This window comes from Chroococcidiopsis sp. TS-821, assembly GCF_002939305.1.
Lineage (GTDB): Bacteria > Cyanobacteriota > Cyanobacteriia > Cyanobacteriales > Chroococcidiopsidaceae > Chroogloeocystis.
The window spans coordinates 86,355-98,655 of record NZ_MVDI01000006.1 but is presented as its reverse complement, the minus strand read 5'-3'; the positions used below and the strand labels follow the sequence as shown (position 1 = coordinate 98,655).

The 12,301-nt window shown below is 41.5% G+C and carries 11 protein-coding genes; 2 read left to right on the top strand and 9 right to left on the bottom strand.

Features of this window, described 5'->3' with window-relative positions:
• Positions 1–13: 13 nt before the first annotated feature.
• The 5 genes from B1A85_RS15920 to B1A85_RS15900 form a co-directional block, all read right to left on the bottom strand.
• Positions 14–1,639, bottom strand: a complete 1,626-nt coding sequence (locus B1A85_RS15920; protein ID WP_104547867.1) for an amidase — start codon at positions 1,637–1,639, stop codon at positions 14–16.
• Between the two features lie 254 nt (positions 1,640–1,893).
• Positions 1,894–2,301 (bottom strand): hypothetical protein, encoded by a 408-nt coding sequence (locus tag B1A85_RS15915; protein WP_210404509.1) that lies wholly within the window; start codon positions 2,299–2,301, stop codon positions 1,894–1,896.
• 362 nt (positions 2,302–2,663) lie between these two features.
• On the bottom strand, positions 2,664–3,065 hold the full coding sequence (locus tag B1A85_RS15910; protein WP_104547865.1) for a winged helix-turn-helix transcriptional regulator: 402 nt from the start codon (positions 3,063–3,065) through the stop codon (positions 2,664–2,666).
• 122 nt (positions 3,066–3,187) lie between these two features.
• Positions 3,188–4,027: a hypothetical protein gene (locus B1A85_RS15905; protein ID WP_104547864.1), complete on the bottom strand. Its 840-nt coding sequence runs from the start codon at positions 4,025–4,027 to the stop codon at positions 3,188–3,190.
• 88 nt (positions 4,028–4,115) lie between these two features.
• A complete protein-coding gene (locus tag B1A85_RS15900) occupies positions 4,116–5,072 on the bottom strand; it encodes an HNH endonuclease (RefSeq protein ID WP_104547863.1) in 957 nt (318 codons plus the stop codon).
• Between the two features lie 57 nt (positions 5,073–5,129).
• On the opposite strand from B1A85_RS15900, the gene B1A85_RS15895 reads away from it, so the two are divergent.
• Positions 5,130–5,354, top strand: a complete 225-nt coding sequence (locus tag B1A85_RS15895; RefSeq protein ID WP_104547862.1) for a hypothetical protein — start codon at positions 5,130–5,132, stop codon at positions 5,352–5,354.
• Between the two features lie 126 nt (positions 5,355–5,480).
• On the opposite strand, the gene B1A85_RS15890 is transcribed toward B1A85_RS15895, so the two are convergent.
• Positions 5,481–6,248 (bottom strand): 3'-5' exonuclease, encoded by a 768-nt coding sequence (locus B1A85_RS15890; RefSeq protein WP_104547861.1) that lies wholly within the window; start codon positions 6,246–6,248, stop codon positions 5,481–5,483.
• Positions 6,249–6,476: 228 nt separating this feature from the next.
• Between B1A85_RS15890 and B1A85_RS15885 the strand changes: the two genes are divergently transcribed.
• Positions 6,477–6,704, top strand: coding sequence for a hypothetical protein (locus B1A85_RS15885; RefSeq protein ID WP_210404508.1), 228 nt, complete (start codon positions 6,477–6,479; stop codon positions 6,702–6,704).
• A 168-nt stretch (positions 6,705–6,872) separates the two neighbouring features.
• Here the strand turns inward: B1A85_RS15885 and B1A85_RS15880 are convergent, their stop codons facing one another.
• The 3 genes from B1A85_RS15880 to B1A85_RS15870 all read right to left on the bottom strand — a co-directional run bounded on the left by B1A85_RS15880 (position 6,873) and on the right by B1A85_RS15870 (position 12,289).
• On the bottom strand, positions 6,873–7,385 hold the full coding sequence (locus B1A85_RS15880) for a hypothetical protein (RefSeq protein ID WP_104547860.1): 513 nt from the start codon (positions 7,383–7,385) through the stop codon (positions 6,873–6,875).
• Positions 7,386–7,559: 174 nt separating this feature from the next.
• Complete coding sequence (locus B1A85_RS15875; protein ID WP_146087189.1) at positions 7,560–7,937, bottom strand: hypothetical protein; 378 nt, start codon at positions 7,935–7,937, stop codon at positions 7,560–7,562.
• Between the two features lie 110 nt (positions 7,938–8,047).
• Positions 8,048–12,289 (bottom strand): helicase-related protein, encoded by a 4,242-nt coding sequence (locus B1A85_RS15870; RefSeq protein ID WP_104547858.1) that lies wholly within the window; start codon positions 12,287–12,289, stop codon positions 8,048–8,050.
• Between the last annotated feature and the right edge of the window lie 12 nt (positions 12,290–12,301).

Below are 12,301 nucleotides of genomic sequence, written 5' to 3'. Positions count from 1 at the left end.
GTTTTATCGTCTTTCAATCAGCTTTGAGTTGAGGAGGGCGGCGATATTGTGTTCCTTGCTCAAAGGCATAAGCATAGTTAAGTAGCTTTGCTTCTGACCATTCTGGACCTAGTAGCTCAATACCAATAGGAACTCCAATCGGTGCAGATTTAGTAGGCTGAGAAAATCCACCCTGAAACGTTACAGATGGAAAACCAGTACTATTTGAAAGAACGCCGTTACGTTCGACCTGATCTTCCCCAACCGGAACTACTAGCCGCTTCTGGTGAGGATAGAGAATTGCGTCTAGATTATTATCTGCCATTACTTTCATCACAGCTTGGCGTAAATCTGCTCGACGCAGCAGGCGATCGCGGTAGTCTTGATTACTTGTCAAATCCCCAAACTCGCTTGAAGTTTGCATACTTTCTGCAATAGCTGGGTGGAAGTCACCCCGCTTCATAATTTCATCAAACGACTTGACAGCCACATGAGGACCTCGGCTTTTGAGATACTGGTCTAGTGCTGTCTTGAACTCCATATCCCCTACTTGTAAATCAGCCGTAAGTGCAGAAAGGTCAGGAATCTGAATCGAAATAACTTCAGCACCAAGTTCCTGCATCTTTTTAGCAGCTGCCATCGTTACTGTATTGACTTCAGTATGAATAGCTTCTGTACCAAAGAAATCTTGCAGAACACCAATCCGAGCACCCTGCAAACTATTCGGATCGAGTTCCGACGCATAGCTATTAGGTTTTCGTCCCATACCAAATGCTGTAGTAGGGTCTGCGGGATCGTAACCTGCCATCACGTCGAGCATAATTGCAGCGTCCCTGACGGTACGAGCAATTTGTCCTGTATTGTCTTGCGTAAAGCTAACAGGTACAATTCCACTACGACTCACCAACCCGTAGGTAGAGCGAATTCCTACTAAATTGTTTGCAGATGCTGGAGAGCGAGTAGATTGACCAGTATCGCTTGCCGTTGCCAACACGCCAAAATTCAATGCGATCGCTGCTCCTCCTCCCCCAGTCGAGCCACCAGGAGTCCGCGTTAGGTCGTAAGGATTTAAAGTTTGTCCGCCTAAAGAACTAACAGTAGTTCCACCACGAGCAAATTCAGTTAAGTTTGACTTTGCTAAGATAACAGCACCTGCATCTCTTAGCCGCTTGATCGTAAATGCATCATTAGGAGGAACAGAACTCTTCAAACCGACATATCCAGCAGTTGTTGGCATATCGGTGGTGTCGTAGTTATCTTTAGCGATAACTGGGATACAGTGCAGCGCGCCAACTCTACCAGATTTTGCATATTGTTGATCGAGTTGAGCCGCCACTTTAATTGCATTGGGATTGACATACAAAAGCGCATTAACTTTTGAATCTAAGGCATTTATGCGAGTAAGATAATAGTTGACAACTTGGGTACAAGTTAGCGAACCCGATGCAATTGCCTGATGAATTGATTCGATGGTTGCTTCTTCTAAATTAACTACTGAATTTGTTGTAGTTTGAGTACTTCGAGATTCCTGTCTGCCTTTTACAGGTCGGTCTATAGTAGTTGCTTGAGTAGTCAGATTTGTGAAAGAAGGAATAGTTAAAATGCATAAGCATGCAGTAGGGAGTAACCACCTCAATACGTTTATCTGATTTTTGCTCATTTCCTCACCCTCGAATGATACGAGCAAGCATAAATTACAGGGACTTATCGAGGTTGTTGTAAAATTTACCTTCCTAGTACTTCGACCGTCAAAATCTAGGTGGAAACCGCCTAAGCCCAAAGTGTAGCTGAAATGAAGCAAGACTCAGCCTAGCATTAGATTTATCTTTACCCGAATAATAAGCGGTCTGTAGATGTTGCAGGTAATTTATAGTTTCAAGGCACGTTTGTAAAACTTTAGGCGATCGCACCCATCTAATTACTGTTACAAAACTCAGGATGAAACAATGGATGCAATGCACCTTGAGAAAATCCTTCTCTTCTCAATTGATGCCGATTGGAATAATCACTATCTAAAATTCCGTAGCACTTAGTTTTTGCAGCAGTCTGCATCACAAATTTTCTCGTGAAAACCACTCCGAAATAGGCAACCTCTGTTTCTTCAGTCCAAGTCGGATCGATTACTTCCATAGCATCGTTCACCAACCAAGCATGAGATAAGGCTATTGGCATATTATCTCGAATAGCAAACCCTTCACAGTAGTTAAATTCGGGATAATCCCACAACGCTTGGAAACAATTTTTAAAACACTGTCTGACTTCTCCTACAAAGAAAATTGATTCGCTTTTCTTCAGAAAAGGCTTGTCAAACTCTAATAACAATCTTTGAACGCTTTTATATCGAAATAAAGACGTTTCATTTATACTATCAATTAAGTCAGCTTGAGTTTAAGTAGTCTCAATAGATTGTCTATCATATTACGCGGATCAGTCTTGCGATTTGATAATCTATTACTTACATATTGTCAAATGATTCTATTAATCTACACTGTACAATAAATTCCAAGTAAATCGTTTGCTACTAATATCTCTATAACGAGCTTTGGAACAAATTTTATTATATACTGCTAGTAACTTTATTCGCTCAAACTCTTGAAGTAAATTGTATTTATTCTCAATTCTGAGATCTGAAATCCTTATATCACTCTCCATCTAGATATCTTTTTACTAACTACGGTCTTATTCTATAAGATTGCTTCATCTACAATTTTGTACATATATTCAGGAGTTAGCCCCCTACCACTGCGATTATTATTACAGTTAGTACGAGCTATTTTGATTTTTTTAATTTTTCTGCTTTTCACTAATTTATTAAGCAATGAACTGACAACGTTAGGATCTAATCCGGAATTGGATGCAATCTCAGCACGAGTTGCACTTCCACCAAGCTTTTGCAAAGTTTCTAATAGTCTTCTTTGACTTCCTGGCGTATACTTTTTATGTTTGTTTTTCTCAATAACCCCCAAACCTTCCAATAGTTTATTAACTATATCTTCTTTAACCTTATCATCAATTGAAAGTTCTTCAATATTTTTTAAAGTTTGAATAGCTAATTCAAAGAGTTGTTTTGTCTGTAATTCATTCATCTACGTTTATCTAATCAAAAATAAAAATCATTATTAATTTGCTCAATATTTACTTTCTGCTATATAAGATTCAATTTCTTTAATAACTTTACATTCAAAACTTCTGTACTTGAACAAAGTATTCAAGTATTACCCATAACAAGAACTGGCTCAATCCACACAATCTTTTTCTGCTGCCTGCCTTGACCGTAGGGTTGGTTGCGCAGAAAACCTCTACGCCAATGGATGCGAGGAGAAGCATGAGTACCTCCTTTGTCCTCTACATCTCTTTTAACACTATAGTTTTTCCCAATCCATAACGGTTCGTATAAATCTTTAGCCTTATCCTTAGCAAATCCTTGATTAACTCTGACTACTGGACTCTCTGTATCTACTAGCTCTGGACGGCATTCCATAATTAAAATCAGCCGCAAAAAGATTGCTTGCAAATACTCATTGAATTCTGCTACTAATTGCGGATCTAAATCCTGAACGTCAGTGTAAGTAAATTTCTTTATATTCTCAGTGAATTGAAGCTTGCGACAGAAAAAACTATCTCCATCGGTTGCTGCCCAGCAAAGAAAGCCGTCAGCAGCATTGTAATGCCAGTAAATTGCATAAATACTGCGTTTTTCTGGAGAGAAAACTGTATCGCAAGGCAACATAAACATTCCTGTTTTCATTGCCCAATTTAAACTTTCAGTTTCTACAGATAACTCCGATTGCATCAGCGCTGTTAATAAATCCTTACTCACCCAATATGCTGGGCATTTAGCTTCTCCTACTTTGTGGAGAGCATACAAAGTGACGTACATTGACTCTCTAACGTTAGTCAATAACTTACAACGTAGAGTTTGTTCGTCCGTTGAAAAATAAGTATCCGCAACGTGGTTGCAAGCTTTTTCGTAGCTCTCATAGCCCTTTACACCGACAACAGGACGGATAGCAATAGACTTATACCAACCTTTGGGCTTTTTATTCATGTATTTTTTCAAAAAAAGCGAACGCCTTGCCGCACATTACAATCTTATCATTTAAGGCTTAAAGTTTTTAAAAACTCTAGTACTGGGATCAAGCTGCTCCAAATATGTGCTGGCGATGCCAGCGCAAAGCTTCTAGGCGCGGGTAGTATTGTTGCTGAGTGGGTAGATGAATGCGATTGCCCTTAAACTGTTGCATAGGCTTGCAATTAGGTGCATCCTCGCGCAAGTCATCTTGTACTAAAAGGGTAAACTCATCGCTGACACTAAACCAGCCTCGGTCAAATGCCCAGTGGTGGTTTTTACAAAGTGATAAACCGTTATCAATTCGGTCGTCGTAGAACTGAGAAAAGGGCATGATGTGCGAACCGTCTACAATGTTTTGTCCCAAAGAACTTAATATCTGCAATCCACAGAAAGCACAGCGGTATTCGTAGACGGAAACAATAACTCGACGAAAGGTAGCATCTCTAGCAACTAACTTCGTTTCATTCTTCAATTCATCCGGTTGATAAATCTTCCCCCCAGTTGCTAAAAATTCCTGTTGCAACTCTGCGAACGCATCGATACGAAAAGCCTCCTGTACCTGCTGCATCTTGTCAGCAAACCAAGTATCTAACAACACCTTAGTCAACACACTTCTCAATGATGGTTGTTGCAAGATTTCAAATAGTTCTTCATCTAAGTAAGCATACTCAAATACTTGCCGAATTATACCTACCGATCTCACCTTAACTCCAGAGGATAACACGGCTTCAAAGCCAGGATTAGGTTTGAAATGCCAAAATCTACCGCTTTGAAGGTGAAAAAACGGCAACCCTATATCGGCGTTGTGGGTTGTCGAGCCTAGGTATTGCCACAGCTTCAGAAAAGCAGCAATAAGTTCAGCGCTCAAAGAAATTTGGTTTCGCGATAACAGACCTTGTTCGATGAGTTCGATAACAGATAGCAGCAGTATGGGTTTATGTGGGGCGATCGCACCATGAGCGCGGTGTACTCGTAACTTAGCGAACTTGTTAGCGTAATAATTGAGGTTTTTGTCAACCATTGGTCTGCAAAATTTGTGCGTATTATGTTGTTAGCACAATAGAAACCACAATTAACTATGGAAAAAGAGTACCGCTGCACTCGTAACGCGCTTTATACCCATGAATGCCTTGGTCATAACGACGTAACTGCTAGGCAAGGACATTATGTAAAAGCTAATAGTGCCGAAGAAGCCTGGGAGAAAATGGCAATTAGATTTCCAGAGGAAGTTAACGAAGGTTTCACTGTACAGGAATGGGAAGGATTTAATGTAATTGTTGAAGAGGTTAAGCGCGATGATTAAAGAGCGATCGCCTTTTAATTAGGGAGACTCAATGTTTTGGGGTGCTTCTTTTGTCTGATATGTTTTAAACAAAATTCTATGAAAATTTAAATTTATTAACTTAGCTTCTATCACCGAGGCTTGGATCTATCTATGTAGATAGCTTTGAAACGAAGCTTCTAAATTTATTAATTCTTCAGATGCCATTACTTGAATTAGAGCTAGAGTAGCTAAGCAATCATCTACCGCATTATGTTTGCCGTTCAGAGGTTGCCATTTGTAACTGCCATAATACCTAGACCATTCTCCACAATATTGCGAGTACCACTTCATCACGCAGTCACATCCTTTCTTAAATTCCAGAAGCGGTAGTTTGTGAAGCTTGCAGCAGTATCTCAAAATTGAAGTATCAAAATTGGCATTGTAAATCAAAACTTGCTTACTTTTTAGAGCTTCGACTATTTGAGGATAGATTTCAGGAAAACTAGGGGCATTGGCTACAGCTTCGTTCGTTATACAGTGAACGGCGATCGCTTCTTCAGGAATGGCGATCGTTGGCTTAATTAAGGAGTCAAGAACTGTTTTACCTTCGCGGTCAATAATACCAATTTGTACAATCTCGGCATCATCTAATCCAGTTGTTTCAGTGTCTAATATTACCCACTTTCTTCTCTTTAACTGTTTTCTTGCCCATTCAATTGCACAATTTTCATCCTGCTCAAATCTACCAATTTCCTCGTACCATTGATGCCGTTGACGGAGGAGGAGTTGCTTTTCTCTGCCTTTGGCTAAGGCTTCAAGTTGAGCAACAGAGGCTTTCTTCTTAGGAATTGCTGATTCTGAACTACTTGGATCGTAAAGATGGAGGTCGTATTTACTTGTTTTAATTACCCCTACTGGTTTGACAGGTTTCATTCCTATCTTTGCAAGCTGCTTCTGAGTTTTTAGGTATGGAGGAGTCGATTTTACTGCCAGTCTTCATTCAAGTAATCTATCCTACCCAGTGCAAGTGATAAGGAAGCCACAAAAGCTAAAAGCTGAGAAAATAAGTCTAGTTTACGAAACTTTATACGAACGAGTGTTAGGTTGGTCTGGCAGTGATGAAACTAGTCACAATGAGGGCGATGAGACAAGTTCCTTTGAGTGAATGTTTCCATCGCTCGTCTAGAACTAAGTTTTTTGAGCATCTCACTCGTCTACACCTATTTTATTCGCAATACGACATCAACTCAAGCGATCGTCGTTCCTTCAATTGCTTTTCTCGATAACTTGGAGCAATGGTATCTGGTTTTATTTTTGGAAAAACTATTACCAGAAACGCGCAAGTTCTTGCCAGCTGTAAAAGCTGATGGTTTCTTCCAGATTTCGTAAATTCTCTCAGTACTAAATTTTAGAAAACTCACTGTGCAAGATTCTTGTTATCTTCTTTGGAAATGCTAAGAGCCTACGGGAGCGCGAACAGCTACTTTAAGGACGGGCAAAACCACTGCCCTATATTTTATTACTTAATTGCTTGGCTTATCGTCCTTTAAAAAAAAGCTATTTAAGGTGTTGTAGTAACCCGTAAGGAATTTCTATTTGTTCGCTCTCTAGTTCTGTAGTATATCCCAACCGAGTTGCTCGCGACTCCAAATCATATTGCCACGGTTGCCACAGATTGTGACATACAGTCCAGTATATCCAGTGAGAGCCAGAGTTATAACCGTATGGGCTTCCACCAAGGTTAATAACATGAATAACTGCCATCTGCTGCTCAAAGTCAGATTTGAAGGCAACAAAAGGTTTAGAAGTTGAACACTGAACTAAATTAGTTTGTCGTGTTACGCCATCGTAGTTACTATCTACTTCTAAATCGATTAAATACAATCGTCTACTTTCACCGCCCAACTCTAGTTTTTTAACAAACCTTTTATTGAGTAGATATACTTTCCAATCTGTTCCTTGACGCGAGCTTTCATAAATCAGCTTTTTACCTTCTGCTTGAACTGAATTATTTATAGATAAACTCCATATTAAAGTAACAATTATTTTCAATACTGTCTTGATTCTCATAAGTTAACTTTTAACAAAAATACTAAAGCAGAAAAATAAAAATTGTATCAATTATTAAACAAACTGCTATCAACTTAAATGTACTAAGTTCAACAGTTTGAGGATGATAAAAAGTTGTTTACCTTCTGATGGTAGGTTTTATTACCATTTCTAAAAACTGTTAGTGTTACCCATTCACCAGTACCACAAGTCATATATTTCTTTAAGAGAAACTTGATAAGTATACTGCTTGTTTATCGCCTTGTAAGTTAATCCTCTATACTCTCTTTTGAAAGGAAGCATTTCTTCTAGTTCTGAGTCGTATTGAAGAATTAGTGGCAGAACAATACTAGAGTTATCTCTTTTGCTTTGTCCGATGTAGTAGCCTCGCTCATTCTGATTGTTATAATAAATGCCAACATTATAATCATTTGTAGATAAAGCTACTACAGTATATAAATTACGCTGCTTACACAATACTGAATCGGCTTCAACTCCTGCTGCTCGGCTAGGGAAACCTGAAACTAATAAGTTCAAGGCAGACAAAGTTACACATAGAAAATATTTCAGCATAGTCATATTAGCAATAAAGTAATATTTTTTATTTGAGATAAAATTTTGTTAAAAGATGAAGGTAGTTATACTAAAATTTTGATTATTTTTTATGGTGTTTTATTTAGATATCAAGCTCTTAATAAAAGAGCAGACAGTGAAATAGAGATAGTTGTTGGTTTAACACTGTTATTCAAAATCAGGTTTTTCTCATCAGTATCCTTTACTAATTCAGCAACAAAAATAGCGGTTTCTAACTGAGCTTTTGCTCCGTCGGTATACTCTCGCAAGAGCTTTTGAACTGACTTGATTCCTTTCCAAGCGTTAAGCTTTTTGAGCGTATCTTTCACCATTTTGCGCTCTAGTCCATCTGGTAACTGGTCTAGCGCACTAATTCGTTGTTGAATTTTGTTGAGCCGTTCGGATGTGACACTTACATTCTCAATCGTCTCCGGTTGACTAAGCTCTTTTACTCTTTGGTGTTTCAGGTCAACAAGTTGCGTATAGAGCGTTTGAGCCATTGCATGGAGATAGCGAAACGAAAACATATCTCCAGCTTCAGGCGTTTTGCAAGCAGTCGCGATCGCGTTTCCATAAGCATCGCGTTCTCCTGTTTGGTCGTTCCAAAAGACGAGATCTTGATGATCGGGAATGAGTTCGCCGTTGGGACCGAAGTATTGAATCGTTAAAGCAGCTAGGGCTAGTGCTTCATCTTTCTCACCCGTGCGCCTACCGAGAGCAATGGGATTAGCTTGATAATCGTCGCCAAAAGCTTTGAGCCGTTGGTTGACATCTTCAGAGAACAGGAGTTCTTGTTGCGTATACAGTTCCCTTGAAGTTTCGGCGCTGCGGTACAGCGTTTCTTGGAAGCTTTCTTGAGTTTGTCGTCTTTTCGCGACTAACTCGCGAATAAACTCAACATAACCTGGCAGGATTGTATCGTCAAAGAGAGTATCGCCATAAATTGACGCGCCCAAATCGTCAACATTGATTGAATTTCGGATTTCATCGTTAGCTAAATCTGCGCCAACCAGTTTCTTATTAAGATTAGCAAGACGGCTAGCTTGACGCAGCAATTGACTTTCGCTGTTGGCGTAATAGATATAAAGCTTCTCGCACAAGTGCTGCTTAGGGCGGTCAATTCGCCCAATTCGCTGCTCTAGGGTCATTGGGTTCCAAGGCAAGTCGATATTAATCAAATAATCGGCATCCTGAAGATTCTGACCGACTGAGAGCGTTTCAGAACCAATCAATACCCCAATTTCTTCTGCTGAGTTAGGGCGATCGCACGCCTGACGACACGTTGCAACAGGAGCAAACAACCGGAAAAGCTCGTAACGTTTAATTCCTGTACGCTGCCGTCCTGCTTTGACAACATTGTGCGGGGCTACCTGAATAACGCGACTATCGGTATCGGGAAAGTAGCGTTTCGTTCCGCCAATCGCCATACCAATACCATGCTGCGCGACCGCCGCGTCTTCAGCCATATAACGGTAATAGTCCAAAACTGTATCTGCAAACGTAGAAATCAGTAAAACTTTTTTTCCCTGACTCGCGAGTTCGTGGACTTTACGAGTAACTTGTTCGCGCTTGTGGTCTTTGATAAATTCATCTGCGAGTAAGTCTTGAATCTCTTGCAACTGCATCAAATCACAATCGCAGGCTGACCACATTAAGTTGTGTACGCGGCGTGCTTCATTCGGGTCGGATTGCAAGCGTTCAATCGCAAAGTCAATTGTACGTCGCAGTCGCTGCCGTTTTTCCTCTACTTCGACTTCGGGTTCTTCCTCATCTTCCTCTTCGTAATCTTGCTCCGATGCTTCGCGGTCATCAAGCCAGTTAAAATGTGATCGCTCGGTCTGTTCAGACTCAAAGCCGTAATGAAGTAAAAGAAATTGCTTTAGCCCATCAGCATCGGCACTAACGTTACCCAAACGCGACTGCATCTGCTCAATCCGACCGCGAAAGTTGAATATAGTACGTTTGAGCGCGTACATACTCGATTCGGCACGTTGTAAGAAGAAACGGCGCTGGTTTTGCAATAGAGCGCGTTGCTCGACACTACCTGTTAAATAGCGTACAGGGTCGGCAAAGGGAATATAAAGTTGGGTTTCAAACTGCGTGAAAATTTGCTCTAGTGCCTGTTCGGTACTCGCTTCAAACTCTACAGGCAACCATTCGGCTTGCCGCCTGGCGTAAACGTTGAAGTCAGGCATCGCCTCGCGTAACATCTGACGGGTGCGCTGCAAGAACAGTTCGCGATACGTGCGCCGGAACAATGCTGAATCATCCGTGAACTGCTCGACTCCAGTTTCGCGGTTTTGAAACCATTGTGCAACTTCTAATGGAAAACCAGCATCGCTAAAACCTTCCGGTCGCGTCAGAAAAGGTTGCAGGATATTGTAAATATCTTGACGGCGGTTATTCCAAGGAGTTGCGGTGAGTAAGAGAAATTGGCGCTGCCTCCCAGATGCGCGATCGCGTTCTTTGATCTGTAGGCATAATTTGTGAATCCGATTGTTGTAATTACGGATGCCTTCGTGCGCCTCATCAATAATCACAAGGTCGGGTCCACCATAACGGTTAAAGTCATCAATAAACCGATTACCCTTGCGGCTCATTAGGTTTTTGTTATACCGCTCGTAATCGCTATCACGGAAACCAAGTTCGTTCATCTCGCGCTTCCAGTTGTCATGCAGCTTCTGAGCGGCAATAATGGCAATCTTTGTTTGTCCGCTTTGCTGTCGAGCCAGACGCGCGACTGCGGCAGCAAGGCGAGTTTTACCAAGACCTACGGCATCGGCGCAAACTGCAACGCCAAAATCTTGCATAACGCGCAAGCAATGTTGCGCTCCTGATTTTTGGTGTTCAAACAGTATTCCCTGGCTCACTAGTTGGTCGAGTACCTCACTCTGCTCGACGCGAAATTGTCGAGGACGTTGTTGAGCTAACCAATAAAGAAAATCATTTGGTGTACCGTGCTGTCCTGCCAAAATCAATTCGACCGCTTGCTTAAAACCTTCGATCTCGTCAAAGTTAGGAATCTCTTCAACTTTGCTTACCCGAATTGGTTGCTGTGGTTGAACGGTTCGCTCCTCTCCCAACGAATCAGTAATCGTCAAGTCAGCAATCGGTTGGGGCGGATGGTCAGGAGATACAGTTACATCTGCGGCGATTTCTTCGGAAGTTTGGTCGGTAATCTTAATTTCAACCAACGAGTTATCGGGAACGGTGATCGCCTCAATTCGATCCAAATTGTTACCCGTAATTTTGACAGCAGTTGTTTTACCTGGGGAAAGCTCGTCAGGGGTAATTTGCTCGATATGCGGTTGATGCGATGATGCGCGGCGGTCGTATTCCTGTAATACTTGACGGAGAAATTCTTGCGTCAGGTCGTGCGCCAGGTTTTGCTGCTGCCACTCGCGATCAAATTCTTCAATACTTTGCTCGATTGTTTCCTGGTCTTCTTGTGAATCCCAGGAGCGTAGGAAAATAGTGCCTTCAGCGTTGCGCGAATGTGCAGCACGAGTGAAATTGTCCGAGCCTTCGTGCAGAATGTGATTATCAACGCGATCGCTGAAGATGCCTGTTTTTCTGTGGTACAAAGCACACTGCTGATTCATGTTAACCAGCTTGATTTCTAAAAAGCCCAGGCGAACTAATTCAGCCATAATCTGCGTACCGCTAAACGCATTCTCCTCAAGTCCCTGTAGAAATTCCTGCAACGTGCGCCCAATAAAATCAGCGCGGTAAGTAGAGTCGAGTAGTTTATCTAATTCTGCAACATCCGCACGTTTGGTAAAACCTTGCCAGTCTAGGAGTAAGCGAATTTGTCCGTCGGTTTGGACGATTGCTTGTAGCGGTTCAGCGTAAAGTTTGAGAACACCGCTATCGAAGTAGGCAGTTGAGCGGCGGTAGATACTGCTACGCTCCAATATTTGTGCGATCGCTTGGTTGTAAAAGTCCAGCTGTGCGGGTAAATTGTAGCGGCGTTTAATGTCTTTGATTTCACGAAAGCTACCACTGAGAAGCGCAGGTTCTTTGGTAGTTCGCTCTAGTAATAGAAATTTCTCGATAACTTGAAGACTACCCGTTCGTAGCAGCGCGGGAGAAGGGAGATCTCCTGGCTTACGTGGGTTGTAATTATAAATCTTGGCACCAGTGGGGTCAATCCGGAATACTTTATGAGAAACGGCTTTATCTTTGAAACCGAGTAGTGAAACGATATTTTTCAGGAAGCTACCACCTTTATCGGCATCTCGATGCTGAAACACGAGCCAATATTGACCGCCCAAACCTTTAACTGGGTTGCCTTGTGGTAGATAGTAGGGGCGTTGTTGGCGAATTAGGTCTTGAATAACTGTTTCTAACATGAGAGACAAGAA